This is a genomic window from Puribacter membranae, from assembly GCF_055380425.1.
Genome location: NZ_AP040167.1, coordinates 1,438,334 through 1,465,073, shown reverse-complemented (window position 1 = coordinate 1,465,073; position 26,740 = coordinate 1,438,334). Strand labels below are relative to the sequence as shown.

Genomic DNA, 26,740 nt, shown 5'->3' with positions numbered 1-26,740 from the left:
GGTATCAACATGAATTCATATGGTTTAACTCATTTTTGGCAACAAGGTGACTTTGTTACGCGCTTCGTGGCGCTGGTTTTGTTGGTCATGTCGGTAGTGACGTGGATTGTGATCGCGTACAAAGCCATTCAATTTTGGCGCGTGCGTCAAAACGCGCGCTCGATTTCCACTCGATTTTGGCACAACAAAAACTTTGCCGAAGGCGTTCAATCCTTGGGTGCGCCCGAATCAAACAATCTGTTTCGTACTTTGGCTTTAGAGGGCTTGCAGTCGGTGGAACACCACCACAGCAGTCAGGATGATTTGCATGGCGTACTCAGCCTGAGCGACTGGCTCAATAGCTGTTTGCGCCGCGCATTGGACAATGCGTCGGCACACTTGGGCGCGGGTTTGTCGGTACTTGCCTCCATCGGTAGTACTGCGCCCTTTGTCGGCTTGTTCGGGACGGTTTGGGGGATTTACCACGCTTTGTTGAGCATCGGACAATCGGGGCAAGTCGGTTTGGATCAAGTCGCCGGCCCCGTTGGCGAGGCGCTGATTATGACCGCCTTTGGTCTGGCCGTCGCGATACCGGCAGTGTTGGGCTACAACGCATTGCTGCGCCGACAAAAGAGCCTCATGGCGCAAATGGGCAATTTTGCACATGACCTGCATGCCTATTTCGTGACCGGTTCGCGGATGAATCGTCCGTTCTCAGAGCCGGTTGGACAAAACGCTCGCTCAGAGGCTAATGGTGTGGAGGTGCGTGCATGAATCTGTCTGAATACCAGTCTCAGGAAGAGGTTATGTCAGAAATCAATATGACCCCCTTGGTGGACGTGATGTTGGTTTTGCTGATTATCTTCATCGTCACCATGCCCGTGATTCAACACTCGGTCAAAATCAATTTACCGCAGGCCAGTACGCAGATGCAGGCGGCCGATGTGCAAAGCATTCAGGTGTCTTTGAATGCTGACGGACAAGTGTACTGGAACGAAGCGCCGGTTGATCAGACAGCTCTAAGCCAACTGATCCAGCAGACGGGCGCTCAGGGTCATGCGCAGATTCATGTGCGTGCGGATAAAAATACCGCTTATCAGCACATCGCTGCGCTGATGGCGCAAATACAAAATTCGGGCGTGCATAAAGTGTCGCTGATTACCACGCCGAATTAACCCTCAACCCTATTTGTTCTTTAGAAAGCATTGTATGAACAGACTGAAACAAACTATTAGACAAGTGGCAGCGTCTTCGTTTTCACTCGCATTGTTACTCAGTGCGGGCGTGGCGCATGCCGACGAGGTATTGACCGCCAATATCTCTATTAAAGACCATCGCTTTTATCCCAGCCAAATCAAAGTGCCTGCGGGCGCTAAGCTCAAGCTGGTCGTTACCAATTTGGATCGAACCCCTGAGGAGTTCGAGTCCGATCAAATGAAGTTTGAAAAAATTGTTCAAGGTGGTGGGCGCATCACCGTATTCGTGCCGCCGCTCAAACCGGGGCGCTACGTCTTTTTTGGTGAGTTCAATCTGGCCACGGCGCAAGGGGTCATCATCGCTCAGTGAGCGCGATGAGATAAAAATAGGGGAAAATTCGTGTTTGCAATTGGTTTAATTGTTTTTCGAGAGGCTTTGGAAGCCGCATTATTCATCGGCATCATGGCCGCAGCCACCAAAGGTATTCCCCAACGCAGCCGTTGGCTATGGTTGGGGCTGGTTTTGGGTGTTTTGGGTTCGGTGGCGCTGGCGTTCGGCATGGGCTATATCAACGACTGGGCGCAGGGTACGGGGCAAGATTGGATGCAAATACTGATTTTGGGTTTGGCCTTCCTCATGCTCACATGGCACATCGTCTGGTCACAAAAACATGGGCGGGAAATGGTGCAACAGGCGCGCGAGCTTGGAAAATCCGTCCAGTTTGGTCAGAAAACCTTGGCGGCGGTAGCCATTGCGGTCTCCATGATCGTCATGCGTGAGGGGGCGGAGACCGTGTTGTTTGTCAGCGGTGCGATGACGGCAAACGCCCCGATCCCGTCAAATTTACCCGATGCAACAATGTCCATTGCGCCCGCCGCTGATGCAAGCGCAGCGACGGCCTTACCCGCGCAGGCGCTGGATTTGACTCAAGGTGCGAAAGCTACATCTGCGGCTCTGCCTGCATCGGCGTCTGATACGGTGCAAAATAAAGCGGCTTTGTCCGAGGTATTGGACTTAACCGCTGCATCAGAAGCACCATCAACAGGCACATCTGCTTCCGCATCGGTCTCCCAGGCACCATTGCCCGCCGAGTTGGATTTAACACAAAATGGATCTGCGTCCTCACCGGATGTGACTGCACAAACATCGCCGCAGAATGAGGTGCCGCACAGCGCATCCGTAGCTTCGCCCTCAGGCGGTTTGGATCGCAGTGATGTGATGATCGGTGGTTTGGTCGGTTTGGCTTTGGGCGTGCTATTGGGCTTTTTGGTCTATCAGGGCTTGAGCCGCATTTCGATGAAACATTTGTTTGCCGTAACCAATGGCTTGGTGTTGCTGTTGGCGGCGGGCATGGCCTCGCAAATCGGTCGTATTTTTGTGCAGATGGGCACTTTACACAGTGGGTTGAATCCGATTTGGGACAGCAGCGACTGGATTTCGAATGATCATCCGGTGGGAGTCGCACTAAATGCGTTGATGGGTTACGATGCCCAACCCTCGCAAACGCAAGTGGTGTTTTTTGTCCTCGGTTTGCTGTTTATTTTGCTCATGCGGCAGTGGGCAAAACACGGTCAGACGCAGGCTTTGTTGAGGGGGTCGTAGATTTGCTGTAGGCGGTATGCACAATGAGTTGGATGGCAAAAGGTGGCGTTTATCCGCCTTTTGCGTTGTTGGGGGCGAACTGAATCGATTCTTCTAAGCGGTTCACGCCAGTCCCGTTAATGCCTCTGCCAAATAATCCCAAAAATCCCGCCCGTCGCGGGTATTGACCCATGCGTCGTTATCAAACTTGAAATGATAGCCGCCCGCACGCGAGGCGAGCCAGACCTCTTGCATGGCCGCTTGCTGATTGATGATGACTTTTTGTCCGTCGTCGTTTTCGATTTCCAGCACGGCGCCGTGCGCTTGGGTTTCCAAATCGTCGTGCGTGTCCTCAATGTGCGACAGGATGGCATCAAACAGGCGTTTTGCCTGTTGTAAGTATTCGGTTTCGGTCATAATAGCGCTTTCCATGATTGACTCAACGGACGGATTATATATGAATCGGGCTTTGATTTTGTGGGCGGTGATGAAAATGGCGGCGGTGCTGGGCGTAGCGAGTGCGTGCGTGAGTGCGTGCGGTTTCAAAGGGCCGTTGGTCATGCCGCCGGAGCAAGTGCCGGTGGAGCAACAGAAAATCGATGGCGCCATGCATATCGCGCCGGTGGATGCGTCGGGCATGGGCGTTAAAAAGTAATGTGAATTAAGGAAATACGCAGTAACCACTACCCGCAGGCTGGTTTGGGTTACTTCGTGCTTCCTTAAGATTAATTGTTTGAGAGAAAGTGTATCAATGAGTGCGTCGTACCCTGTGAGCGAATTGTCGCTGCGTCCGTCTGATAACGGGACGCAGTTGTTTTTAGAAAATACCGCGTTGAATGATTTGGCCAAACGTTTTGGCACGCCGTTGTACGTTTATTCGCAGGCGCAGTTGTTGGCAGATTGGGCGGCGTGGCAGTACCCGACGGATGAACGTAACATTCATGTGTGCTATGCGGTCAAGGCGTGCTCGAATTTGAGCGTTTTGCGTCTGTTTGCCGAGCGCGGAGCATTTTTTGACACGGTGTCCGAGGGTGAAATCGCGCGTGCTTTGGCGGCGGGTGCGCCTGCCAATCGTGTGGTGTTCTCGGGTGTGGCAAAGTCGGAACGTGAAATCACGTTTGCGCTGGAGCAGGGCATTTTTTGTTTCAACGCGGAATCCGCGCCCGAATTGGAGCGCATCAACGAAATCGCCCTGCGTATGGGTAAACGCGCACCGGTGTCCTTGCGCGTGAATCCCGATGTGGATCCGAAAACGCATCCGTATATTTCCACCGGTCTGAAGGCGAATAAGTTCGGCGTGGCACACACCGATGCGCTCGCGGTGTATCAGCGCGCAGTGAGTTTGCCCGGTTTGGATGTGATCGGTATTGACTACCACATCGGCTCGCAAATCACTGAGCTGTCGCCGTTTTTCGATGCGCAAAATCGTTTATTTGAGCTGGTACGCCAGTTGCGTGCGCATGGCATTGAGTTAAAACACATTGATTTGGGCGGTGGCTTGGGCGTGCGTTATCGCGACGAAACCCCTCCGGCACCGCGCGAGTTGATTGAGCAGTCGCTCAAAGGGCTGCGCGACGCGGGCTTTACGCATGATTTGTTGTTTGAGCCCGGACGTTCGCTGGTGGCGAATTCGTGTGTGTTGCTGACCCAAGTGGAATACCTCAAACACAACGACGACAAAAATTTTGCCATCGTTGATGCGGGTATGAATGATTTCATCCGCCCTGCGTTGTACGAAGCGTGGGTCGGCGTGGAAAATTGCACGCAGCATGATGACGTTGCCGCGCAGGTGTACGATGTGGTCGGGCCGGTATGTGAGTCGGGCGATTGGCTGGCGCGTGATCGTGCGTTGAAAGTGAAACAGGGTGATGTGCTGGCGGTACTGTCCGCCGGTGCGTACGGCTTTAGCATGAGTTCAAACTACAACACGCGCGCGCGCGCGGCCGAAGTGATGGTCGATGGTGCGGATGCGCGGGTGATTCGTCGGCGGGAACAATTGAATGAGTTGTGGGCATTGGAGTTGTAAGCGTTTATTGGTATTTTAAGGAGTGGTCATGAATAGCTATCGCGCGGGTATCTTGGTTCTCATTGCTGCTTTTATTGGCGTATTGGCTTATCTGGGAAATCGTTATTTGAACATCAAAGAGCAAGAGTCCGGAGCGGTGTATGGCGTTGCCTATACCGCGTCCGATACCTGCCATGATCCGCAGACAGGCAAAATGTTTGATTATTTTGTGAGCTCCGATAGCGCGAATATGCGTTCGGAGGCGGGATTGAGTGGCTCGGTTATCGGTGTATTGCCGCAAAATACCTATGTCCTCAAATTGGATGAGCAAACGGTTCAGCCGGACCCCAGTAAAACCACGACCCGCAAAGAGATTTTATTCACCACAGCAACTTCATCGTTCACCCTGCCGGTCAATCGGGTGGTGACCATCATTGATCCGGAAACCGAGGGCACGGGGATGGTTCGGGTGGCTTATACCCACCCCGAAATGGGTCTGCTTGAGGCGCGTGTACCGAGTGATACGCTGGATTTAAAGGGTGAGCCGAGCGTTTGGTACAAAATTCGTATTTATGAGGGCGAAGAGGGCTGGATTTCTAAACGTCTGTTGTCCACTTTGGATGTGTGTTAAATATGCTGCGTCGCCTCGCTTTTCGCGGGGTTTCATCATGATCTGACCCAAACGAACCGTTTGGGTTTTTTATTGAGATGCTCTTGGGCGAAACTGATCGCTTGAAAAAACAAATATCAATCAAATCAGTATTTTCCGTGCGATTTTTACCGTAGCACGTTAGAATATCAGGCATTGAATTTTTTGACCTCGTCCGTGTGACGGGGTCGGCACTTGTTTGAATAGGTATCACATGGGCACTACCCCTGAAGTTTTAAAAAGTTCGTCGTTTTCTGAGCGCACACAGCAGTTGTTCCGCGAGGCCAAATGGATTGTTTTGGCCTTGCTGGGCTTGGCTTTGCTGAGTATGCTGGTCAGTTTTGATCCGCGCGATCCGTCGTTTTTCCACGCGGGTTCGGATGTGAAAGAGGTTCACAACTGGGTCGGCAGCTTGGGTGCGTGGGTGTCGGCGACTTTGTTGTATGTGTTTGGCCTGTCGGCGTATTGGTGGGTTCTGCTGTGCGGCTGGGTGATCTATCGTGGTGTGCGGCGTTTTCTGCGTTTGAGTTTGTACACGCCGCAGGAGCGTGCGGCTTTGGTGAAAACGGAGCAGGAAAAGCGCGATACGCTGCTGTTTCGTTTGGGCTTTGCCGTGGTGTTGTTGAGCAGCGTGGGGCTGGAATATTTGCACACCGTCGGCTGGGCGATTCCTTTGCCCTACGATCACGGTGGCGTGCTCGGCGAGATGATCGCGAAAGGCTTGAATTCGGTTCTGGGGCAAATTTTCACGACCTTGTTGCTGGTGGTGCTGTTTTGTGCGGGCTTGAGCTGGTTTTTTAATTTCTCGTGGCTGTCGGTGTTTGAGCGCGTCGGTACGATGCTGGAATTGTCGGTGATGAAACTGCTCGGCTATTTTGACGCGAAAAAGGATGAGAAAGTCGGCGAGGCGCTGGTCGCGGTGCGCGAGCGTGAATTGGCGCAGGAAAAGCAGCGCGTCGAGAAAACCGTGCCGGTACACATCGAGCCGCCAGCGCCGCCGGTGGTGCAATCGCAGCGCCGTCAGAAGGAAAAGCAGGTACCGCTGTTCACCGAAATGGCGGACAAATCTTTGCCGGAATTGGCGTTGCTCGATCCGGCCGATCGCAATCAAGAAACCGTGGCGCACGATACGCTGGAATTTAATTCGCGCTTGATTGAGAAAAAACTGCGCGATTTTGGCGTGGAGGTACAGGTCGTGGCGGCCTATCCGGGGCCAGTGGTGACGCGTTACGAAATCGAGCCAGCGACCGGCGTGAAGGGCAGCCAGATTGTGAATTTGTCCAAGGATTTGGCGCGTTCGCTCGCGCTGGTGTCCATCCGTGTGGTCGAAACCATTCCGGGCAAAAACTTCATGGCACTGGAGTTGCCGAATCCGAAGCGCCAAATCGTGCGTCTGTCCGAAATCATCGGCTCGCAAATTTACCACGAGGCGCACTCGCTGCTCACAGTCGCGCTGGGTAAAGACATCGGTGGCAATCCGATGGTGGCCGATTTGGCGAAAATGCCGCATTTGCTGGTGGCCGGTACCACCGGCTCGGGTAAGTCGGTCGGGATTAACACCATGATTTTATCGCTGCTGTATCGCGCGACGCCGGAGCAAGTTCGCCTGATTTTGATTGACCCGAAAATGCTGGAAATGAGCGTATACGAAGGCATTCCGCACCTGCTCTGTCCGGTTGTGACCGATATGCGTCAAGCGGGGCACGCGCTCAATTGGACGGTCGGCGAGATGGAGCGGCGCTACAAACTCATGAGTACGCTCGGCGCGCGTAACTTGGCGGGTTACAACAAAAAAATTGACGAAGCGCGCGCCAAAGGCGAAAACATTCCAAATCCGTTCAGTCTGACGCCGGACGATCCCGAGCCGTTGGACAAACTGCCGATGATCGTCGTCGTAATTGACGAGTTGGCCGATCTGATGATGGTGGTCGGGAAAAAGGTGGAGGAATTGATCGCGCGTATTGCACAAAAAGCCCGCGCCGCCGGTATTCACCTGATTTTGGCGACGCAGCGTCCGAGCGTGGACGTTATCACCGGCTTGATCAAAGCGAACGTACCGACGCGCATTGCCTTCCAAGTCTCCAGCAAAATTGACTCGCGCACGATTCTCGATCAGCAGGGCGCAGAAGCCTTGCTCGGGCAGGGTGATATGCTTTATCTCGCACCCGGAACGGGACTGCCGGTGCGCGTGCACGGCGCGTTTGCCTCGGACGATGAGGTGATTCGCGTGGCCGAATTCTTGCGCGAAAATGGTCAACCAAACTACATCGAGGACGTTTTAACAGGAGGCGCGGGCGCAGACGGAGAAGGCGGCGAGGATGGCGATGGCGAAGCCGATCCATTGTACGATCAAGCGGTGGCTTTCATCATGCGCACGCAAAAAGCCTCGATTTCCTCGGTTCAGCGCGAGTTTCGCATCGGCTACAACCGCTCGGCGCGATTGCTCGAGCAAATGGAGCGCAGCGGTGTGGTGTCGCCGATGCAGAGCAACGGCTCGCGTGAAATTCTGGTGCCGAACCGCATGGAATGATAGGCAACGATAGTTTCTCATTGGGAGAAAACGATGAAATACGCATGGGCTTTGATGGCGGTATTGCTGATGAGTGGCTGCGCGAGCATGACGCGCGAGCAGTGCCAAAGCGTTGATCCGCAGGCACAAGGCTACGCCGACGGGCAAAAAGGATTGACCACACGCAGTGTCGATCAACTGATCTCCACCTGTCAGTCCGGCAAACGAGCGGGTAGCATCAGCGATGTATCGCGCTTTAAAAACGACTATCTGAAAGCCTACCAAAAAGGTTTGGTCGAATACTGCACGCCGGCCAATGGTGAACGTGTTGGCTTGCTGGGGCAAGAATACCTCGGTGTGTGTCCGAAAGAAGTCGAGGCGCCATTCCTCAAAGAATATCTGTACGCGTTGAAACAATACCGCGATGCGAATCCGCAGCCGGTTTATTACCACGATCGGTATTACTACAACCCATTCTTTTGGCCGCATGACCCGTTTTGGTACGGGCCTTATCCGCGCTCGCATTTCCGTGGCTACATGGGCTGGTGAGCGGACATGGTGAACGGAATGAATGACATGAATGGTGGGGCGGATATGATCCGACGTTTTTCACGAGTCCTTGCGGGTGTTGGTGCGCTGGCGTTGTTGGCTACATTCTCTCCTGCGCGGGCGGATGAAAGCACATCCACTTGGCTGGGTTTGGCCACGCAAACCTGTGTGGCGCAAGCGCCGAACAACCGTTACATATCCTCGCTGAAAATGGCGCCGGATCAATTGCAATTTAGCTGTCGCTGCGTGGCGCGTGATATGCTCAAGGTTCTCTCCAGTAGAGAACGCGAGGAGCTGATTCGTCAAATGCGCCAACGGCAAAATCTGCAAGCAGTCGGCGAGAAAATGTTTGAGCGCACGGACGTCAAAAATTCGGCACTGACCTGTAGTGCAGCGTATTATCTGTGGCATTGAGGTTTGGCTCATCACTCATCACGCATGAATGATTTATCCATAAAAAAGGGCGCCATCGGCGCCTTTTTAATGCTTGCGAGATAATGTCAGCAGCTTAGCGACGTTTCTTTTTATTGGATTTACGTGCTTTTGGGGCAGGTTCTGCGGTCGCAGCAGCATCCATCACAGCCGCATCGCTGTTTTGCCAAGTCTCATCGTTCGCGTTGTCTTCGTATTTACCCAAGAACGATTTACCCAGCGGGCTGCGTTTTAGATTTTCCATGCCATCCACGCTGTTCTCTGCGGTTGGCGGGTCGATCAGTTTGGCTTTGCCAATGTCGCGGATGTTTATGTCGGTGACAAAATGAAGCTGAATGCCTGCTTTCGGTGTGTCGCCTGTCTGAGTTGAGGAGCTTGGTTTGTCCAGAGTCTCCTCATCAGCTTGTGAGTTGAGGATGTAGTTGGAGTCGGCCTTCATCGACACAATTTGTCCGGCGCGATTGAAGGCGAAGGTGTAGATGTCGCGTGACTCGGGGGAGAACAGCTTATTCATCTCTTGGCTGAGTTTGTCGGTATCTTGCTTGAAGTCCTCTCTGTCCTTTTCTGAACTCGGGAACACGATTGCGGCCATGTCGTTCAGCATTTCCGGATACAGTGTGATTTGATCTATCGGCTTGAGGGTTAATTGTAATTTGCGCACGGCGCTGACTTTACGGTCTTCTGCGTTTAACGGCTGCTCGCTGATGGCCTCGGCAGGAATCTTGTCGAATATGAGGTTGGTGTATTTGCGCATGACATCCACCAGCTTTTTATCCGCGTCTTCGGGAATCGGCAGTTTGGATAGGTCAAAGCGTGAGTATTTGCCGGCGTTGTCCAAATTGGTGACGATCCCGTCCAATGCGCTCAAATCGGCGTATAGGGCTTTGGCTTTGCGATCCAAAACGATGGGGAAGCGAATGCGTGCGTTGACATTTTTGGCTTCGTAGCCGTATTCGGGAATGATTTGGTATTGATCGTTGACGGTGTCAAATATGCCTGTACCGTTGAATATGAAATTTTTGCCAAAGAAATTGAAATATTTATTGATGCTTTCGGCTTCTCTGGCTTCATTCTCATTCTCACTTTGAGCACCATGGATACTCATGCTGATGAGTTTGCTGTTCATGTCCATGCGGTAGCTGGGCATTTCGTAAAATTGGTTTTGACCGAATCGAATGGCTTCTTGAGGCGGCATGGTTTGAATCGGTGTGCTGCAGGCCGCTAAGATAGCGCTTGTCATTAGGAGCGTGGTCATGTGGATGGTTTTCATCGAAGTCCTTTACTTTTGGATGTGTGACGTGATTGCTGCCCGCTGTTTTGCCTATTGTAATCAAAATACCAGAGATTGCCTATCGTTTGGGTCATCTTCAGGCCTATTTGTGGTGTATTCGAACATTAGGTTTTGGTGGGTTGATGTTGTTTTTCGGAATGAGCGTGTTGCCAAATTGCTTGCAGGGCGTTACCCCAGTCGCGGGCGAATGAGGCGGCATCTGCGGCGGGGCTTTGTGCCAACTGTTCGGGCAGGTTTTGTCGCAATTGTGCCAAGTGCTGCCACGGGGTGTGTTCTGATGCAGTAGTTTGGTTGTTGGCGTAGTTCACGGCTTTTTCGATGTATTCTTCTACGCTGTGACAGACCCAGTCATCTAGCCCTGCCGAACGGAGCAGTTGCTCCCCTTGGCGTGCGAGCATACCGCTGTCGGTAAGGGTGATGGTGGGGACACCTTGCCAGAGTGAGGCGACGGTGGTGGTTCCTCCAGGATAAGGAAATGTGTCCAGCAGTACATCAATTTGTGCATGACTTGTGATAAATTCGCTATACGGCTGCGACGCATGCAGGCTGACGCGTTCTGTGTCAATGCCTTGCGCGAGCATTCGGGTCATGAGTTGGTCTTGAGTCGTTTGTGCGGATAATTGTTGGCCTTGCAGTCGCAAGCGCGCTTTTGGTGCACGCGATAGAATTTGTCCCCAAGTATGTAGCACTTGATCGTTGACTTTGCCCAGATTTTGAAAACAGGCAAAGGTGAAGTGGGATTGGCTTAAACAGGGTAAGGGGCTGCGGTGAATGATGTCCGGTCGATAAAGGGGCAATCGGCTGTGCGGCATGCGCCAGACCTGTTCTGAGAATAGGGCTTCTTCACTGGGTGGAACGCAGATCGCATCGGCCAAAATATAGTCCATTTCCGGCAGACCTGTGGTGGCAAAATAACCCAACCAGGCCATTTGTACCGGTGCGGGTTTACGCGCAAACACAGGCAGGCGATTTTGATCCGTGTGTCCGCTCAGGTCAATTAGGATATCGATTTGATCGGTTTGGATTTTCTCGGCCATGCGATCATCACCGATTGCATGAACATTCAGCCATTGATAAAAATACGGTTTCAGTTGTTTGGATATTTCATCTTCGACCACATGATTGGCATAGGCGAATAGTTGTATTTGTGTGGTATCAATGTGCGGCAACAATGGCTTGAGGAAGTGGCTGACTGGATGGCGACGTAAGTCACCTGAGACCAATCCAACACGCAGAGGGCGACGAAGTGGGTCGTCGAGTTGTGCCGTGAGGGTTAATTTATTGGTTTTTTGACTGAGTATTTGCCCCAAGGCTTTGGCCTTTTGCGTGGCGTTCTGCGCGTCAAAGGGCAGTTGATAATATTGTAAAAATAAAAGGTTGGTGCGCGCGTCGCGTTGCGAGGGGTCTAATGCCAAGGATCGCTCAAAAGACTGGACAGCCAAGTCGTATTCAAAATCATCTTGGTAAGAGCAACCTTTGTTAAAGTGCAATTGGGCATCGTTTGGGTTCAACTCAATTGCCCTGTCATAATATTGCCGTGCGTGAGTACGTTCGCCCATGCGGCCATAGGTCACGGCTAAATTCATGATGGTGTTAAAATGCTGTGGCTCAAGCGTTAACGCTTTGAGCAAATACTGTACTGCTTCAGGGTAACGCCCAGCTTTGCTGCACATACTGCCCAGATTGGACCAAGTATTGGTCTGCGTTGGGTCAATATGCACAATTTTTCGCATCACCGATTCGGCCAACTCGAAACGAGTTTGCGCGGAATAAATGACCGATTGCAGATTCAGGTATTCAATGGATTTGGGTTGAATAGTTAATGCTTTTAGGTGTAAAAAATTAACGCGTTGTTTACAGTATTTTCGGAGAAAATACTGTAATGAACATGCACAAACGAACCCGCCTCACGCCATTAGACCGAGAGGAAATATGGCGTTTATACCAAACCCGACAATGGAAAGTGACGCACTTGGCAGAACACTACCGAGTGAGTCGCCCGACCATCTATTCGGCACTCAAAAAAGCCCGCTTGCAACAATTTGCGCCGAGTGACAGCACCAATGCTCGCTATCGTTCGCTCCAATATGGGCTTAAACGATTGGCTAAAGTTGAAGCAAGCATCCAAGCTCGACTCAAGCGAGAAGCTCAACGGTACAACAAATCCTATCCTGGCGAAATGGTGCATGTTGACACCAAACGCCTGCCGCTGATTAAAGGGCAAAACAACACCCAACCTCGCGAATATCTGTTCGTCGCGATAGACGACTACTCACGCGAACTGTACGCCGCCATCATGCCTGATAAAACCCAATTCAGTTCTACGCAATTCCTGACTGAGCACCTACTGGCTCAGTGCCCTTACGAGATAGACTACATCTACTCAGACAATGGCAAAGAGTATAAAGGTACGCCCAATCACGCGTTTGTTCAAACTTGCGCGCAACACAACATCGGTCAACGCTTCACGCGGATTGCTCGACCTCAGACCAATGGAAAGGCAGAGCGCGTCATTCGTACTATTATGCAAATGTGGCACGAGCGCATTCAATTTAAAGACTCTTTGCACCGACACATTGAACTTAATCGCTTTATCAATTTCTACAACACCGTTAAACCCCATAAGTCGTTGAACAACTCAACTCCTTATGAGATACTTCAAATGTACTTTTATCAAACAAACTGTAAACAACCCGACTAATTCTTACATTTTAGGATTGCTTGCTCGGCCAATGCTAAATCATTGCTCATAAAAAAATCATAAGCTTGCTGATAGTAGGAGTGCTCGGCTCCGCGATCAACGACTTGGGCTTGAGTCTTTGGTTTAAAAAACGGGTGGTTTTTGGCTATGGGTTTTTTGTGGTGGCGCATGGATTTAGAGGTAATATCAATGATGTTAAATGAAGGGGCAACCCGGCTATTTATGGTGCATTATAGTGCCATCGAGCAGTGATTTAAGCTCAAAAGAGCGATACAAGCTATTTCAAAAGCGAACTCATCGGGTACAATGACGCCCTACCCCAAATCTTAACCGTTATGAACGGCAAATAGATTCAGTTGATCAATGAGGAACACAATGACACGGTCGGTGAAAACTTTTCAAGAAACCATTTTAGACCTGCAAAATTACTGGAATGCGCAAGGCTGCGCATTGCTGCAACCCTACGATTTGGAAGTCGGTGCGGGCACCAGCCACACGGCGACTTTTTTACGCGCGATCGGGCCGGAACACTGGCGTGCCGCGTATGTGCAGCCGTCGCGCCGTCCGAAAGACGGTCGCTACGGTGAGAATCCGAACCGTTTGCAGCACTACTATCAATACCAAGTGGTGCTCAAACCGGCGCCGGAAAATATTTTGGATTTGTATCTCGGCTCATTGCGCGCATTGGGCTTGGATCTGAACGAAAACGACGTGCGTTTTGTCGAGGATGACTGGGAAAATCCGACGCTCGGCGCGTGGGGCTTGGGTTGGGAAGTTTGGCTCAACGGCATGGAAGTGACGCAGTTTACTTATTTCCAACAGGTCGGTGGCATTGACTGCAAGCCGGTTCTGGGCGAAATCACTTATGGTTTGGAGCGTCTGGCAATGTATTTGCAAAAAGTGGAAAACGTCTACGACCTCGTGTGGACGCGTTGGGAAGAAAACGGCGTGACGCACGAGTTGAAATACGGCGACGTGTTCCACCAAAATGAGGTGGAGCAGTCTACGTACAACTTTGAATACGCCAATGCCGATGTGCTGTTCCAACACTTTGCCGACCATGAACGCGAAGCGAAAAAGCTGATGGGCGAGAATCCCGATACGGGCGAAGCGATCGAAGGCGCGCGCAAATTGGCGTTGCCTGCTTACGAGCAGGTACTCAAAGCGGCGCATACCTTTAATCTGCTGGACGCGCGTGGCGCCATCTCCGTGACCGAACGCGCCGCCTACATCGGACGGATTCGCAATCTGTCGCGTAAAGTCGCACAAACCTATTACGAGTCGCGCGAAGCGTTGGGCTTTCCGATGAAACCCGCGCCGATTGAGTTCGTCGCATAACAATAGCGGGTAGTACAAAATGCTCATCATGGATGCCGCCGAATTAAGTGCGATTGACGCGCAGGTCAGTCGTACCGAAGAATTGCATGGCCTGCGTTGCCCGATGCCGATTTTGCGCACCAAAAAGGCTTTGGCGCAGATGAGCGCAGGGCAAATTCTCAAAGTCATCACCACCGATCCGGCGGCGGTGGATGACTTGGCGGTATTCACCCAACAAACCGGACACCGCCTATTGGCGCAAGCGCCGTTGAGCGATGAGGCAAGCAACCCGCAGATCGTGGCGCACTGGATTGCACACAAAGAGTGAGACACAAAAACAACAGCCCAAAGTATAAAAAACCACAAAAGTGGTAGAAAAAGCGGGTAAAACACACATTGGGCATATATCGTCCCTTGAGGGTCAAATAATGTCAGTTTAATGTACTGAACTTATGGTATTTTTATATCGGGATGTGCAGCGCCACATTCCTCATCGATATATCCATCTACGCAATGTATGGCACATGAGGACAGTATGAAAGCATACGGACACACACACACAACTCATCCGAGTTCATCCACATGGTGGCAGCGCGGTTTGATGCGCTTGGCACTGATTGGGGTCAGTTTATCTTTATTTGCCTGCGTGGAGATCAATGGCAAAGCCGATGTGGACGCCAAAGGCCACGTCAAAGTCGTGACCACCTATGATTTTTCCAAAGTATTCAATAACTTAAAAGGCCAAAATCCTGCGTTGACCGAGCGCATGGAAGGCTTTGATTGCAAAATTTTCGTCAGCGACAGCAAGAATTTCAAATGCGAGGACGAAGGCGTTTTGAAATACAAAATGAGCGACGAAATGGACAAGCCGGTCGGCGTGACGCTGGATGAAAAAACCGGCGATCTCAGCTTTGATGCGGTCAAATTTTTCGCACATGTGACGGACATCAAAGGCATGGTTCAGCGCAACAGCGCACAAGGCGCCTTGATCGGCTCGGACGTGCAACCGCTGTTGCCGCTGCAAAGCGCCCGCCGCCAAACTTATTTAAACGAGGGCTTGAGCATTGTTCTGAAAGTGAATTTCGCCAATGACATCGTCAGCGTGGATGGGCAAGAGATCAAAAACGCCGGTCGCGAAATGACCATCAATTTCATGGACATTGCCGACAAACCGTCCTATGTGATCGTGACTCGTCCGAAACAATCGCAAAATGCGACGTGGCTGTTTGTACTCGCGGTACTGGCGCTGCTCGCTTTGGCCGTGTGGTTCTTGTGGCGCAAAAATAAAGGCGGTAAAGGTAACACACCACCACCGGCGGGTACAAAACCAAATGCGCCGAGTAGCCCAAGCGCGGCCAATGGAAATGATGCTCATCATGTCAGCAAAGCCGAACAGGCTGGCAGCCCTGTTGGCGCTAATACTGCGGTGGCAGCGGGCGCAGCCGGTGTAGCAGCCAGCGCGCCACTGGTTTCCAGTGTGTCCGATAGCGTGTCCGAGGAATGGGGCGCTGAAAGCGTGGGCGTGTTGGAAAGTGTTGCTCCGGCAGCAACGGCTGTCGTGGCAACTACCGAAACAACGGCCGTAGAGTCTCCTGCAGAAGCCACTGAGTCGGCCGACGGAGCATTGAGCAAAGGTCAACGTTTGGCTCAAGTGATTTCTGCCGCCGCTGTCGGCGTCGGAACTTCGGCAGTGGGCGCGGGCGCACATCATTCGGTGGCGGAAGTGCTGGTGCAGGAAGAAACCGAAAATGCCGGTCAAGCGATTGCAGACGAGCACGCGGTGAATGTGGACGATAAAAAGCCGGAGCAACCGGCATAATGTCGGATAGTGCGACTGTAATGCGACGCAACAGCGCATGATACCGATCAATCCCGTGTGCGAGGATGATGGGTTGGATTGGCTGGATGCGTCGTGATGAATATCAAACGCGGAAACGGGGGGTGTTAACACCCCCGTTTTTTATAGATGATCGACATAAAGCGTGGATAAGATGAATATTTTGGTGACTTATGCGATTGCGGCCGAGCGGGTTCGGATTGATTTTGCGGGTTGTCAGGTGCGTTATTGCGAAACCGGCATTGGCAAGGTGAATGCCGCACTGGCGGTGTATGCGGCGGTGCGTGAACAGCGGCCAGACTTTGTGCTGAATGTCGGTACGGCCGGTTCGGCCACGCAGGCGGTCGGCTCGATCTTGGCCTGCGGGCGTTTTTTGGACCGCGATATGGAAAAGGTGAAAGAGTTCGGCGTGCCGTATTGGTATGATTTTTCGGCTGATCTGGCGCGAATTGATTTGTGCCGTTGGGTCGATTATTCACATGTGTGTAATACCGGCGATTCGTTTGTAACCGAGGTGATCGCGCAGGCGGACGTGGTGGATATGGAGAATTTTGCCGTGGCTGCGGTGTGTCAGCGTGAGGGTATCCCGCTGTTGTCTGTGAAGTACATCACCGACCGCATTGGTGAGAATTCGGTGCAGGACTGGGAAGATAAACTGCATGAGGCGAATGTGGGTTTGCAGGCCTTTTTTGATCGCTGGTCGGCGGCGTAAATCGGTGTCGGGTTTGCACTCATCCATTCGGCACGTTCAATGAATTCAATACGATCGTGGGGAGAAGTATGACGAATGGGGTTTTGACCGCCAGCCAGAAGCAGCAGCGTTGGCTAATGCTGGGTGTGGTGGCGGTGAGTTATATTGTGTCGTTTTTCCAGCGTTTTGCGCCCACCAGCATTGCGACTGATTTATCCGCTGCGTTTGATATTTCGGCGGCTTCGCTCGGGGCGCTCGCGGCGACGTATTTTTATGTGTACACCGTGATGCAGATTCCGACGGGGGTTTTGGCCGACACTTGGCGGCCGCGCCGGATTTTGATTTTGGGCGGTGTGATGGGTGGCGCGGGGAGTGTGCTGTTCGGTTTGGCACCCAGCTTTTCGTGGGCTTTGCTGGGACGCACGCTGATAGGCTTGGGCGTGTCGGTGACTTTCATTGCGATGCTCAAACTGATCGCGGTGTGGTTTGAGGAAACGCGTTTTGCGACCTTGGTCGGCGTGTGTATGTTGATCGGTAATTTGGGTTCGGTTTTAGCTGGATCGCCGTTGTCACAGGGCGCGCAGATGTTTGGTTGGCGCAGCGTATTTGTACTGGTTGGGGTGCTATCGCTGATTGGGGCGGTGTTGTGCGGATGGTTGGTGCGTGATACGCCGAATCCAACCTCGAGGGGTGCGGCGCAAATGCCGTGGGCGCAGGTGTGGTTCGGATTTAAACAGGTGCTGGGTAATCGCGATACTTGGCCGACGATTTTAACCAATGCGGGGATATCCGGATCGTTTTTTGCCTTTGCGGGCTTGTGGGCGACGCCGTATTTGATGCAGGTGCATGGTGTGTCACGCGCAGTGGCGTCGGTGCATTTGTCCTTGTGGTTTGGGGGCTTTGCCATTGGCTGTTTTTTCATCGGTACGCTGTCTGATCGCTTGGGTTGGCGCAAACCTGTGGTGCTCACCGCGGCGCATTTGTACGCCGCCATTTGGCTGGTGCTCGGTTCGTGTGTGGCATTGCCGTTATCCGTGACTTATGGTTTATTCGCGCTGTTGGGGGTGCTGACTTCCAGCTTTAGTCTAACGTGGGCGTGTGCCAAAGAGGTCAATCCTCCGCATCTGTCCGGTATGTCGACCAGCATGGCGAATATGGGGGGCTTTTTAGCGGCGGCGCTGATGCAGCCGTTGTTTGGCTGGGTGATGGATTTGGGTTGGCATGGTGCGCTGAACAACGGCGTGCGTATTTACGATCTGAGCATTTGGCAATATGGCATGGCGGTGATGGTTTTGCTGGCGGTATTGGGTGCTGCTTCGACGTGGTGGTTACGCGAAACCCGTTGTCGCAATATTTGGCAAGCGCGGAATTGAATCCGTTTTGTGTTTTACAAAACTTTACATGAGGGACATGATGGATTCATAGAATGGGGTTATAGTGATCTTAAGGATTGAGTACAGGTTTATTAAACTCAGGAGGTCAGTATGAAACATCTATCCATCTACCGTTATTGGGCATCGGCGCTGCTGGGCGCAGCCGTTTTGAGTGGTGTTCCCGCCTATGCGCAAACTACGGTGACCAATCCGTTGTCTGAGCAGGAAGTGCGCGGTTTGTTGCGCATGGTTGAGGAAGAAAAACTCGCCGGCGATGTCTACCAAGCTCTGTACGAGCGTACCGGTCTACGCAATTTCAGCAATATCGTTCAGAGTGAGCGCCAACATCAGCGTGCAGTACAAGGCTTGTTGCAAACGTACCGCCTTACCGATCCGACGGCGGGCAAGCGCGCAGGAGAATTTACTGACCCTGAATTCACGCGGTTGTACCAACAACTGGTGACCCAAGGTGCGCGCTCGAATGTGGACGCGCTCAAAGTGGGTGCTTTGATCGAAGAATTGGATATCGCCGATTTGAATCAATTGACACGGCAGACACAGCGTGCGGACATTAAATGGGTCTATACCAATCTCAACCGTGGCTCGCGCAATCATCTGCGCTCGTTTGATACGACTCTCAAACGACAGTCCGGTGCAAGTGCGTATCAACCTCAACATTTGAGTCAAGCCGAATACGATGCGATCGTCTACTCTGCGCCGGAGCGCGGCGGCATGGGTGGCATGGGTGGTATGGGTGGTATGGGCGCTGGTCGCGGTGCGGGTGGCGGTCGTTGGTAAAAAACAAAGCGAGCCAATTGGCTCGCTTTTTTGCTTCTTAAAGAAGCGCTTAAAAATCCGACATACCGCCGACCACTTGGCTAAAGCCACCATCGACGTAGGTGATTTCGCCAGTGATGCCGCTGGCCAAGTCGGACAGCAAGAACGCTGCTGCATTGCCCACGTCCTCAATCGTCACGTTGCGACGGATTGGCGCGGTTGCTTCGACTTCGCTCAAAATTTTGTCAAAGCCCTTGATGCCTTTGGCCGCCAAGGTGCGGATCGGTCCGGCAGAGATGCCGTTCACGCGCACGCCTTTTGGCCCCATGCTGCCGGCCAAATAGCGCACGGACGCTTCCAGTGAGGCTTTGGCCAAGCCCATGGTGTTGTAGTTCGGAACAACTTTCACCGCACCCAAATAGGTCAGGGTCAACAGCGCCGAGCGTTCCGAGAGCATGGGCTGTGCGGCTTTGGCCAATGCGGGGAAGCTGTACGCCGAAATATCATGCGCGGTTTTGAACGCTTCGCGCGACAGGCCTTCGAGAAAATCGCCGGCAATCGCCTCTTTCGGCGCAAAACTGATGGCGTGTACCAAGCCGTCCAATTGTGGCCATACTTGGCGCAATTGGCTGAATACGGCATCGATCTGCGCGTCATCGCTGACGTCACACTCGTATACCAAGTTCGAGCCAAATTCATTGGCAAATTCAGTGATGCGGTCTTTGAAGCGCTCGCCGACGTAGGTGAACGCCAACTCTGCGCCCTCGCGATGGCAGGCCTGCGCAATACCGTAGGCAATCGAGCGATTCGATAGCACGCCGGTAATCAAAATTCGTTTTCCTTGTAAAAATCCCACGTTGTTCTCCTCGTTGTTCCGTCCGACGATGGGCTTGCCGGATGTGGTTGTGTTGCTGACAAACTTATTTTTTCTTCGGCGTCACCACCGGTTTGACAGTACCGGTCTTGGTCGCTGGTGTTGCGGGTTTGACCGCGGTTTTCGTGGCGGCTGTTGGTGTTGTTTGAGCGGGCACTTTGACCGGGGTTTTGCTTGCTGTTGCGGCTTTTGGTTTGACCTCGGCCTTTTTCAGCTCGGCTTTGACCGGCATTTTACCCGCAGTCACTGGTTTTTGGGTGGTTTGTTGCGTGTTGACCACCTTGGTTTTGGCGGTGTTGGGTGGCGCTGCTTTCAGCGCTGACTTGCTTTCCGCTTTTTTCGGCTCGGGTTTTACCGGCACAGCTCTGGTTGATGCGGATGCTTTGCTGCTTACTTTTTCGGCGGGTTGCTGGTTGGCCTTAAGTGCGGGCTTGCTGACTGTGGCGGCTGCTTTGGCTGGCGGCTGCGCGCTGGATTTGTTGTTGGCGGCTGCTTTGTTTTGGCTGGTTGTCGGGGTTTTTACCAGTGCCGGTGTTTTAACCGTCGTTGGCTTTACAGGCGCTTGGCTCGCTGGCGGTGTTTGCGGCACTCGGTAATTGGTTTTGACCACGACTCGGTTGGGTTCGTTCGCTGTGGATACCGCCGCGCTCACAGCCGTTGCCGCCACGATTTTTTCTGTGGGGCTTAGGGTTTGGGTGGACGTGGTGGTGTTGGCGTTGTTGGTATTGTTTGTCGCGGCAGCGTCTGCGATTTGAGTGGTTGGTGCTGTCTCTATCGTCGCATCGTTGTTTTCGGCCAGGCGTTCAACGGTTTGGGTGTTTTCGGCGGAGTCTGTCACTTGGGCGGTAAGCTGGTCTGCCTCGGTGTTGTTGTCGATGACGTTCGATGCGTCGGAGGTACCGGATGTGGTGTTGTTTGCGGTCAGTTGCGCAATCGGGTCAGCGGCGGATTTGGCGACCGGCGGCATAGTGAGAATGTCGCCGGAGCGAGCGCTGCTTGAGTTTGTCTGGGTGGTGGCGATGCTCGTTGTCACCGGCTGGTTCACACGTGGCTCAACGGTGTTGCGGATGGTCGGTGTGCTGGCGGGTTTGACGACACTGGCCACTGTGGGTACATACGCTGGCGTGTTGGACGTGCTCGGTGCGCTGCTAATCAGTGTACCGAGTTGGTCGGCATCACTGGCCTCGGCTACTAAACCGGTGCTGGATTTGCCGGGTGCAGTGATACTGCTGCTGGTGCTTTTGCCCGCGTCAGCCACGAGCGTCGGTGTGCTGTAGTTGTTGTAATCGGTGATGCCGACGTCGCCGGTGATGGAGCGGACGCTGGAGTTTAATGCCAAGTAGGAGATTTCGTCGGTGGCACGGGTGCGCGGCACGATCAGGGTGGAGTCGGCGCGCACATAGCTGTGGTTGTACGGAATGCCATTTAGTTCGCGCAGGCGGTTTTCGTCGGTGTTGTATTTGTTGGCGATGTCGGCCAATGCTTCGGTGCTGTACGTGGTGTAGGTGGTCAAACTGGCCAGTTGCCGGTGCTTGTCACTGAATGCGCGGCGAAAGTCGTCGGCGCGATCGGCGGGCACGAGGATTTTGCTATTGAGTGCGGCGACGATGATCGGGCGTTTGTAAGCGGGGTTGAGGCGTTTGAACTCGTCTTCGGATAGATTGGCCAGATCAGCGGCTTTGGATACATCAATGTCGCGTGTGACGAGGACGGCTTCGTGGCGCAGACGATTGGGGATGTTGGGCAGGCTGATGCCGTATTGAGACGGATTGCGTACGATATTTTTGATCGCTTGTAATTTGGGCACGTATTGGCGCGTTTCGGCGGGCATATTGATGTCGGTGTATTTGCCTGAGCCGCCTGCTGCTACGGAGCGATTGATCGCACGGTTGACGTTGCCTTGTCCCCAGTTGTACGCGGCCAAGGCCAGATGCCAGTCGCCAAAGCGATCATACAGCCGTTGCAAATAATCCAATGCGGCGTTGGTGGAGGCCATGACGTCGTTGCGCTGATCGGCGAAACGGTTTTGTTGTAGGGAAAAATCGCGTCCCGTTGCGGGCATAAACTGCCACAGGCCGGAGGCGGAAACGGGTGAGCGGGCGGTGGTGACGAAGGCGCTTTCGACAAATGGCAGCAGTGCCAATTCGGAAGGCATGCGGCGGCGCTCAACTTCGTCCATGATGAGGTACATGAAATCGCCCGAGCGCGTCGCCATGCGGCCGACGTAATCGGCGCGGGTTGCGTAGTAGTTTTCGCGGGCGTAGACCTCTTGGTTTTCCAACTCCGGCATGGAGAAATTGTTGCGGATGCGTTGCCAGATGTCGTTGGAGTGCGCCGATTGGATTTTGTGCTGGCCGGTAGTGCTCGTGCCTTGTGGAGTGGAACAGGCGCTCATAAACAGCGCGGACAGCGCAATCAGAGTGGCTTGTGCGCCCAAACGCAATTTTAGGCTCTGTGGCGCGGCTGCTCGCTTGCCAGGGGTTTTACGCAACATAAAATTCCTTCATGCCAAGCGGCTCATCGCGCTTGGGTGGGGCGCTTTGCCGATTCGGTCGTGTGCGATGGAATACGGCAAAACGTCGTTAAATTCGGTTTTTCAGTTCACGACACAATGTGAACAAGGCCAAGGCCAGTGCTTTTCGGGCATTCGGCTCGCGGGTGTCTACGTTGGCCAGCGAAACGGCAGGCAACTGGACGCTCTGCGCCAAATGATTCAGTCCTTCAATCCAAGCCGTATCCAGCGGTTCGGTTGACAGTCCGATACTGACCGCGCGGCAAAACGGATTGATGCGTTTTTCCAGCCCAATGCTGCTTGGCAGGCTGGGCAGTCCGCGTTCGCGCGCGTATTTTACCTGATTTAAATGGGCTTGAGTGGCCTTGTGCGCGCTCTGGATGCGCAGGGCGAAGTCCAAATTGCTCAAGGTGTACTCATGCGCACACGCGACGAGCGTTTCATCTGGTAACTGTATGAATTGTTCAATGGTTTCAAAGGCTTGTGCCATCGTTCCATCAAAAATTCGACCGCATCCGGCGCTGAACAGGGCATCGCCGCAGAATAGCACGGGGGTTTGGAGCAAATGTGGACAGTAGTAGCTCACATGATCGTAGGTGTGCCCGGGCGTGCTTAGCACCTGCGCGTGGACGTCGCTAAACGACAGCGTGAACTCGGTCGGCGCATGAAGGCGTTCGGTCAGGCCGTGGATGCGCTCAGAGTCGCCGATGATGCGCCCTTGCACCCATGGTGCTAACTCGACAATGCCTTCCACATGGTCGTAATGGTGGTGCGTGATCAGAAGATCGGCCAATGTCAAACCGTGTTGCGCGATATAATCACGCACAGGTTCGGCTAGCGACGGATCGACGACCCATGCGTGGGTTTGGTTGCGAATCAACCAAATGTAGTTGTCGCTGCGCGCGGGCAGGGCGATGAGTTCGTAGTGCGGTTTATGGTGCGATCTATTGGTCGGTGAAGCCGATGAAACCGCTGTTTGATGAGTCATAGGGCATTTCCAAAAATCAGTTATGAGTACGCATAGTCCATCTTCTTCCGATGCGGGGCGCGCATCCAAAACGGCGCCGGTGGCCTACTGGGACAGTGTTTCCGGTCAGGCGGTCACTGCATGGGAGCGACAGTTACTCAATGAATGGTTGAGTGATGCATTTGGATATTATGCCATTCAATTGGGGCATTATGGGCGGATTGCCGGATTGGCGGGAAATCGTTGCTCCGAGCGTTACGCGATTGAGCGCGGTGATGTGCATGTGCAACCGAGCCAGCCGGATGAGGATGGCGTGCGGCGTTTGGACGTGGGCGATTTTTCGGTACTGCCCTTTTCCAGTGATAGCTTGGATTTGGTGATTTTGCCGCACACGCTGGACGAGCATCCCGACCCGCATGGGGTTTTGCGCGAAGCCTACCGCGTGTTGCGCGCGGAAGGACGCATGATTATTTTGGGCTTTAATCCGTTTAGCTTATGGGGTTTGCAGGCAAAATTTCAAAGCGGTCAACGTTTTGGCGTGTACCGCAATATGCCGCATCCGCCGTTGCACATCAGTCGGCTCAAGGACTGGATTGAGCTGCTCAATTGCGACGTGATGCAGGGCAAATACGCTTGCTATACGCCGTATGTGACGCAGGATAAATGGCTTAATCGCAGCCTGTGGCTGGACAAAGCCGGTGATCGCTGGTGGGGGTTTGCCGGTGCGGTGTACGCGCTGTTGGTGGTCAAACGGGTATATTCGCCTACCTTGGTCGGGCTGATTGATGAGAAAAAAGCCAGTAAAAAATGGGTGGTGCAGCCTGCGGCGCGGACAGACAACTCGACGCAGGCGCCCCAATAGCAACAAATCAGTATTGAACAGAATAGATCGATGCAAAGTAAAAAAACAGTAGAAATGTATACCGATGGCGCGTGCAAAGGCAATCCGGGCGTGGGAGGCTGGGGTGCACTGTTGCGCTACGGTGCGCACGAAAAGGAGTTATTTGGCGGCGAAGCGCATACCACGAACAACCGCATGGAGTTGCTCGCGGTGATCGAAGGATTGCGTGCGCTGAAAAAACGCTCTCAAGTCGACATTTACACCGACTCGCAATACGTGCAAAAAGGCGTGACCGAATGGCTGGAGAACTGGAAAGCGCGCGGTTGGAAAACCGCGAGCAAGCAAGCGGTCAAAAACGATGATTTGTGGAAAACACTGGATGCGCTGCTGCACACCCACGATTTGAGCTGGCACTGGGTCAAAGGTCACGCCGGTCATGCGGACAACGAGCGTGCGGACGAGTTGGCCAATCGCGGCGTCGCCAGCGTACAGGCACAAGCGCAAGAAAAAACACAAGCCGAACAGAATGAGGAATAAACATGCGTTACGTCATACTCGATACGGAAACCACCGGTTTTGAGCCGGAACTGGGACACAAACTGGTGGAAATCGGCGCGGTTGAAATGATCGATCGCCAACTCACCGGCCGACACTTTCATCATTACCTCAATCCGCAACGCGATTCGGACGAAGGTGCGCTCGCGGTGCATGGCTTGACCACCGAATTTCTCAGCGACAAACCGCTGTTCAAAACCATTGCCGACGATCTGCTCGAATTCATCGACGGTGCGACGGTATTGATTCACAACGCCGCGTTTGATACCAAGTTCATCAATGCCGAATTGGCCGCCATCCAGCGCGCGCCGATGGAGACCATTTGCGCGGTGGAAGACACCCTGCACATGGCGCGGCAAATGTTCCCTGGTAAGCGCAATAACTTGGACGCGTTGTGCGAGCGCCTCGGCGTATCGAACGCGCACCGCGTGCTGCACGGCGCCTTGCTGGACGCCGAGATTCTCGCCGAAGTGTATTTGGCCATGACGCGCGGGCAGGAAACCTTGAGCATCGACATCCACCACGGCTCGACGGAAAACGCATCCGGCGTCGTGCTCGACGTGCGTCAACTGGTTTTATCGGCGATCACTGTGGATGAAAGCGATCAAAATCTGCACCAGCAATACCTCGAACAAATGGCAAAAAAATGCAAAGATGGCGTGGTTTGGCAGTGATTTATGCCGCTGATCGGAATTCTGCTAAGAATAGTTACGGATTTATTTATCAATTATCAAGCCTGTACTCTTGTTTTTATCCACAATCGCCATTAGACTGCGCGCCATAGCTGTTTTTTAGTGTCGGACGTATCGCTTCAGCAGCGGCGAACCAATAATTAGAGATTTGGTCCGATAAAAATAATTGAAATTCAATAATCGATATTCAGGAGTACATCATGATGAAAAAACAATGGTTGGCGGCCTTGGTTGCCGTGGCAGTTGCCGGTGGTTTAAGTGCGTGCGGTGGCAAATCAGGTGATGCCGGCGCTAAAGGCGACGTGATTCGCATCGCGACGGGTAGCCCATTGTCCGGTGGCCAAGCCAGTGCCGGTTTGGACTTTGCCAATGGCGCGGTCTTGGCGGCAGAAGAAATCAATGCCAAAGGCGGCTTGGAAGTCGGTGGTAAAAAATACAAAATTGAAATCGTATCTGAGGACGACGCCGCCGATCCAAAAACCGGATCGACCGTGGCACAAAAAACCGCTGATGACAAAAGCATCGTCGCCGTGGTGGGTCACTACAACTCCGGCGTGACCATGGTGGCCAATCCGATCTATGCGCGTGCCAACATTGCCTCATTGACCGTCAGCACCAACCCCGACGTGACCAAAAAAGCGCCGAAAATGGCCGACAATTTGACCTCCGTGTTCCGTATGGACGCGCATGATGGCATGCAAGGCCCTGCATTGGCCGTCTACGCACAGAAAAAGGGCGTGAAAAAATTCGCCATTTTGGATGACGCGACCGCATATGGCAAAGGCTTGTCCGACGAAGTTGAGAAAAAAGCCAAAGAATTGGGTATGGACGTTGTGATGCGCGAGTCGGCCACCGACAAAACGGTTGACTTCAAATCACTGCTGACCAAAATCAAAGCATCCGGCGCTGAAGGCATCATGTGGGGCGGCTACGACGACACCGGTGCGGTATTGGCCAAACAAGCACGCGAACTCGGTTTGACCAGCTTCGTATTCATGCCAGATGCGGCGTGTACGCCCAACTATCTGAAACTGGCGGGCGCAGCGGGCGAAGGCACACTCTGCTCATCTACCGTTGTTCCGATTGATGCGATGAAAGGCGGCGCGGACTTCACCAAACAATACGAGCAAAAATTCAAAGGCCAAACGGTGCAAGCCTACGCGCCATTGACCTATGATGCGGTCATGGTATTGGCTGAAGCGATCAAAAAAGCCGGTGCGCCGGACGCAGTGAAAATTGCCGCAGCCTTGCCAACGGTCAGCGTGAATGGCTTGAGCGGTACGGTGGCTTTCCTGCCGGATGGCGAGCGTAAAGACGCAGAAGTGGCGATTTTGGAAGCCAAAGGCGGTAAATTCACTTTGGTCGAATCGGTGAAATAATCAATTGCTGAGTCTGCTTGAACAAACACCCC

27 protein-coding genes are annotated in these 26,740 nt (G+C 53.1%); 21 read left to right on the top strand and 6 right to left on the bottom strand.

The window, feature by feature from the left end; translation table 11 throughout:
• Positions 1-9 precede the first annotated feature (9 nt).
• From ACZ41M_RS07085 to ACZ41M_RS07070, 4 genes are read left to right on the top strand one after another with little or no spacing between them, the layout of a single operon-like run.
• Positions 10-753, top strand: coding sequence for a MotA/TolQ/ExbB proton channel family protein (locus ACZ41M_RS07085; protein WP_464731832.1), 744 nt, complete (start codon positions 10-12; stop codon positions 751-753).
• Between the two features lie 32 nt (positions 754-785).
• Positions 786-1,154, top strand: a complete 369-nt coding sequence (locus ACZ41M_RS07080; protein WP_464731833.1) for an ExbD/TolR family protein — start codon at positions 786-788, stop codon at positions 1,152-1,154.
• A 34-nt stretch (positions 1,155-1,188) separates the two neighbouring features.
• A complete protein-coding gene (locus ACZ41M_RS07075) occupies positions 1,189-1,545 on the top strand; it encodes a cupredoxin domain-containing protein (RefSeq protein WP_464731834.1) in 357 nt (118 codons plus the stop codon).
• A gap of 30 nt (positions 1,546-1,575) precedes the next feature.
• Entirely contained in the window at positions 1,576-2,778 is a 1,203-nt protein-coding gene (locus ACZ41M_RS07070; protein WP_464731835.1) for an FTR1 family protein, read from the top strand.
• Between the two features lie 102 nt (positions 2,779-2,880).
• Here ACZ41M_RS07070 and cyaY read toward each other — a convergent pair whose 3' ends face one another.
• On the bottom strand, positions 2,881-3,189 hold the full coding sequence (gene cyaY / locus ACZ41M_RS07065) for an iron donor protein CyaY (RefSeq protein WP_464731836.1): 309 nt from the start codon (positions 3,187-3,189) through the stop codon (positions 2,881-2,883).
• A 25-nt stretch (positions 3,190-3,214) separates the two neighbouring features.
• On the opposite strand from cyaY, the gene lptM reads away from it, so the two are divergent.
• From lptM to ACZ41M_RS07035, 6 genes are all read left to right on the top strand, one after another.
• Complete coding sequence (lptM, locus tag ACZ41M_RS07060; RefSeq protein ID WP_464731837.1) at positions 3,215-3,412, top strand: LPS translocon maturation chaperone LptM; 198 nt, start codon at positions 3,215-3,217, stop codon at positions 3,410-3,412.
• A 96-nt stretch (positions 3,413-3,508) separates the two neighbouring features.
• A complete protein-coding gene (gene lysA, locus ACZ41M_RS07055) occupies positions 3,509-4,783 on the top strand; it encodes a diaminopimelate decarboxylase (RefSeq protein WP_464731838.1) in 1,275 nt (424 codons plus the stop codon).
• A gap of 28 nt (positions 4,784-4,811) precedes the next feature.
• The gene (locus tag ACZ41M_RS07050; RefSeq protein ID WP_464731839.1) at positions 4,812-5,393 is read left to right on the top strand and encodes a hypothetical protein; all 582 of its coding nucleotides are present in this window, start codon (positions 4,812-4,814) and stop codon (positions 5,391-5,393) included.
• A 232-nt stretch (positions 5,394-5,625) separates the two neighbouring features.
• Positions 5,626-7,941 (top strand): DNA translocase FtsK, encoded by a 2,316-nt coding sequence (locus ACZ41M_RS07045; RefSeq protein WP_464731840.1) that lies wholly within the window; start codon positions 5,626-5,628, stop codon positions 7,939-7,941.
• Positions 7,942-7,974: 33 nt separating this feature from the next.
• Complete coding sequence (locus tag ACZ41M_RS07040; protein WP_464731841.1) at positions 7,975-8,469, top strand: DUF2799 domain-containing protein; 495 nt, start codon at positions 7,975-7,977, stop codon at positions 8,467-8,469.
• 18 nt (positions 8,470-8,487) lie between these two features.
• On the top strand, positions 8,488-8,883 hold the full coding sequence (locus ACZ41M_RS07035; protein WP_464731842.1) for a hypothetical protein: 396 nt from the start codon (positions 8,488-8,490) through the stop codon (positions 8,881-8,883).
• Positions 8,884-8,977: 94 nt separating this feature from the next.
• Here the strand turns inward: ACZ41M_RS07035 and ACZ41M_RS07030 are convergent, their stop codons facing one another.
• Both ACZ41M_RS07030 and ACZ41M_RS07025 read right to left on the bottom strand, forming a co-directional pair.
• Entirely contained in the window at positions 8,978-10,171 is a 1,194-nt protein-coding gene (locus ACZ41M_RS07030) for a hypothetical protein (RefSeq protein WP_464731843.1), read from the bottom strand.
• Between the two features lie 125 nt (positions 10,172-10,296).
• Positions 10,297-11,925, bottom strand: coding sequence for an O-linked N-acetylglucosamine transferase, SPINDLY family protein (locus ACZ41M_RS07025; RefSeq protein ID WP_464731844.1), 1,629 nt, complete (start codon positions 11,923-11,925; stop codon positions 10,297-10,299).
• Positions 11,926-12,074: 149 nt separating this feature from the next.
• Here ACZ41M_RS07025 and ACZ41M_RS07020 point away from each other — a divergent pair, with 149 nt between their 5' ends.
• The 7 genes from ACZ41M_RS07020 to ACZ41M_RS06990 all read left to right on the top strand — a co-directional run bounded on the left by ACZ41M_RS07020 (position 12,075) and on the right by ACZ41M_RS06990 (position 18,909).
• A complete protein-coding gene (locus ACZ41M_RS07020) occupies positions 12,075-12,893 on the top strand; it encodes a DDE-type integrase/transposase/recombinase (protein WP_464730919.1) in 819 nt (272 codons plus the stop codon).
• Positions 12,894-13,280: 387 nt separating this feature from the next.
• Complete coding sequence (glyQ, locus tag ACZ41M_RS07015) at positions 13,281-14,231, top strand: glycine--tRNA ligase subunit alpha (protein WP_464731845.1); 951 nt, start codon at positions 13,281-13,283, stop codon at positions 14,229-14,231.
• A 28-nt stretch (positions 14,232-14,259) separates the two neighbouring features.
• Positions 14,260-14,538, top strand: a complete 279-nt coding sequence (locus tag ACZ41M_RS07010) for a sulfurtransferase TusA family protein (RefSeq protein ID WP_464731846.1) — start codon at positions 14,260-14,262, stop codon at positions 14,536-14,538.
• Positions 14,539-14,745: 207 nt separating this feature from the next.
• Complete coding sequence (locus tag ACZ41M_RS07005; protein WP_464731847.1) at positions 14,746-16,029, top strand: hypothetical protein; 1,284 nt, start codon at positions 14,746-14,748, stop codon at positions 16,027-16,029.
• 172 nt (positions 16,030-16,201) lie between these two features.
• Entirely contained in the window at positions 16,202-16,759 is a 558-nt protein-coding gene (locus tag ACZ41M_RS07000; protein ID WP_464731848.1) for a 5'-methylthioadenosine/S-adenosylhomocysteine nucleosidase family protein, read from the top strand.
• 68 nt (positions 16,760-16,827) lie between these two features.
• Positions 16,828-18,111, top strand: a complete 1,284-nt coding sequence (locus tag ACZ41M_RS06995; RefSeq protein ID WP_464731849.1) for an MFS transporter — start codon at positions 16,828-16,830, stop codon at positions 18,109-18,111.
• Between the two features lie 111 nt (positions 18,112-18,222).
• Entirely contained in the window at positions 18,223-18,909 is a 687-nt protein-coding gene (locus tag ACZ41M_RS06990; RefSeq protein ID WP_464731850.1) for a DUF2202 domain-containing protein, read from the top strand.
• Positions 18,910-18,958: 49 nt separating this feature from the next.
• Here ACZ41M_RS06990 and fabI read toward each other — a convergent pair whose 3' ends face one another.
• The 3 genes from fabI to gloB all read right to left on the bottom strand — a co-directional run bounded on the left by fabI (position 18,959) and on the right by gloB (position 23,262).
• The gene (gene fabI / locus ACZ41M_RS06985) at positions 18,959-19,744 is read right to left on the bottom strand and encodes an enoyl-ACP reductase FabI (RefSeq protein ID WP_464731851.1); all 786 of its coding nucleotides are present in this window, start codon (positions 19,742-19,744) and stop codon (positions 18,959-18,961) included.
• Between the two features lie 64 nt (positions 19,745-19,808).
• Positions 19,809-22,256 (bottom strand): transglycosylase SLT domain-containing protein, encoded by a 2,448-nt coding sequence (locus ACZ41M_RS06980; protein WP_464731852.1) that lies wholly within the window; start codon positions 22,254-22,256, stop codon positions 19,809-19,811.
• 88 nt (positions 22,257-22,344) lie between these two features.
• Entirely contained in the window at positions 22,345-23,262 is a 918-nt protein-coding gene (gene gloB / locus ACZ41M_RS06975; protein WP_464731853.1) for a hydroxyacylglutathione hydrolase, read from the bottom strand.
• A 22-nt stretch (positions 23,263-23,284) separates the two neighbouring features.
• Between gloB and ACZ41M_RS06970 the strand changes: the two genes are divergently transcribed.
• The 4 genes from ACZ41M_RS06970 (at position 23,285) to ACZ41M_RS06955 (ending at position 26,708) form a co-directional block, all read left to right on the top strand.
• Positions 23,285-24,103: a class I SAM-dependent methyltransferase gene (locus tag ACZ41M_RS06970; protein ID WP_464731854.1), complete on the top strand. Its 819-nt coding sequence runs from the start codon at positions 23,285-23,287 to the stop codon at positions 24,101-24,103.
• A 30-nt stretch (positions 24,104-24,133) separates the two neighbouring features.
• On the top strand, positions 24,134-24,619 hold the full coding sequence (gene rnhA, locus ACZ41M_RS06965) for a ribonuclease HI (RefSeq protein ID WP_464731855.1): 486 nt from the start codon (positions 24,134-24,136) through the stop codon (positions 24,617-24,619).
• 2 nt (positions 24,620-24,621) lie between these two features.
• On the top strand, positions 24,622-25,311 hold the full coding sequence (dnaQ, locus tag ACZ41M_RS06960) for a DNA polymerase III subunit epsilon (RefSeq protein ID WP_464731856.1): 690 nt from the start codon (positions 24,622-24,624) through the stop codon (positions 25,309-25,311).
• A 218-nt stretch (positions 25,312-25,529) separates the two neighbouring features.
• Entirely contained in the window at positions 25,530-26,708 is a 1,179-nt protein-coding gene (locus ACZ41M_RS06955) for a branched-chain amino acid ABC transporter substrate-binding protein (RefSeq protein WP_464731857.1), read from the top strand.
• Positions 26,709-26,740 lie beyond the last annotated feature (32 nt).

Bases quoted from the DNA above. Each gene is read 5' to 3' on its own strand.
- ACZ41M_RS07045 (WP_464731840.1), top strand. From the start codon at position 5,626: ATGGGCACTACCCCTGAAGTTTTAAAAAGTTCGTCGTTTTCTGAGCGC.
- ACZ41M_RS07030 (WP_464731843.1), bottom strand. From the start codon at position 10,171: ATGAAAACCATCCACATGACCACGCTCCTAATGACAAGCGCTATCTTA.
- ACZ41M_RS06990 (WP_464731850.1), top strand. From the start codon at position 18,223: ATGAAACATCTATCCATCTACCGTTATTGGGCATCGGCGCTGCTGGGC.
- ACZ41M_RS06995 (WP_464731849.1), top strand. From the start codon at position 16,828: ATGACGAATGGGGTTTTGACCGCCAGCCAGAAGCAGCAGCGTTGGCTA.
- ACZ41M_RS07035 (WP_464731842.1), top strand. From the start codon at position 8,488: ATGAATGACATGAATGGTGGGGCGGATATGATCCGACGTTTTTCACGA.
- ACZ41M_RS06970 (WP_464731854.1), top strand. From the start codon at position 23,285: ATGAGTACGCATAGTCCATCTTCTTCCGATGCGGGGCGCGCATCCAAA.
- cyaY (WP_464731836.1), bottom strand. From the start codon at position 3,189: ATGGAAAGCGCTATTATGACCGAAACCGAATACTTACAACAGGCAAAA.
- ACZ41M_RS07085 (WP_464731832.1), top strand. From the start codon at position 10: ATGAATTCATATGGTTTAACTCATTTTTGGCAACAAGGTGACTTTGTT.
- ACZ41M_RS06980 (WP_464731852.1), bottom strand. From the start codon at position 22,256: ATGTTGCGTAAAACCCCTGGCAAGCGAGCAGCCGCGCCACAGAGCCTA.
- ACZ41M_RS07025 (WP_464731844.1), bottom strand. From the start codon at position 11,925: ATGCGAAAAATTGTGCATATTGACCCAACGCAGACCAATACTTGGTCC.
- rnhA (WP_464731855.1), top strand. From the start codon at position 24,134: ATGCAAAGTAAAAAAACAGTAGAAATGTATACCGATGGCGCGTGCAAA.
- ACZ41M_RS07005 (WP_464731847.1), top strand. From the start codon at position 14,746: ATGAAAGCATACGGACACACACACACAACTCATCCGAGTTCATCCACA.
- ACZ41M_RS07075 (WP_464731834.1), top strand. From the start codon at position 1,189: ATGAACAGACTGAAACAAACTATTAGACAAGTGGCAGCGTCTTCGTTT.
- ACZ41M_RS06955 (WP_464731857.1), top strand. From the start codon at position 25,530: ATGATGAAAAAACAATGGTTGGCGGCCTTGGTTGCCGTGGCAGTTGCC.
- ACZ41M_RS07020 (WP_464730919.1), top strand. From the start codon at position 12,075: ATGAACATGCACAAACGAACCCGCCTCACGCCATTAGACCGAGAGGAA.
- ACZ41M_RS07040 (WP_464731841.1), top strand. From the start codon at position 7,975: ATGAAATACGCATGGGCTTTGATGGCGGTATTGCTGATGAGTGGCTGC.
- gloB (WP_464731853.1), bottom strand. From the start codon at position 23,262: ATGACTCATCAAACAGCGGTTTCATCGGCTTCACCGACCAATAGATCG.
- lysA (WP_464731838.1), top strand. From the start codon at position 3,509: ATGAGTGCGTCGTACCCTGTGAGCGAATTGTCGCTGCGTCCGTCTGAT.
- lptM (WP_464731837.1), top strand. From the start codon at position 3,215: ATGAATCGGGCTTTGATTTTGTGGGCGGTGATGAAAATGGCGGCGGTG.
- ACZ41M_RS07050 (WP_464731839.1), top strand. From the start codon at position 4,812: ATGAATAGCTATCGCGCGGGTATCTTGGTTCTCATTGCTGCTTTTATT.
- ACZ41M_RS07000 (WP_464731848.1), top strand. From the start codon at position 16,202: ATGAATATTTTGGTGACTTATGCGATTGCGGCCGAGCGGGTTCGGATT.
- ACZ41M_RS07080 (WP_464731833.1), top strand. From the start codon at position 786: ATGTCAGAAATCAATATGACCCCCTTGGTGGACGTGATGTTGGTTTTG.
- dnaQ (WP_464731856.1), top strand. From the start codon at position 24,622: ATGCGTTACGTCATACTCGATACGGAAACCACCGGTTTTGAGCCGGAA.
- ACZ41M_RS07010 (WP_464731846.1), top strand. From the start codon at position 14,260: ATGGATGCCGCCGAATTAAGTGCGATTGACGCGCAGGTCAGTCGTACC.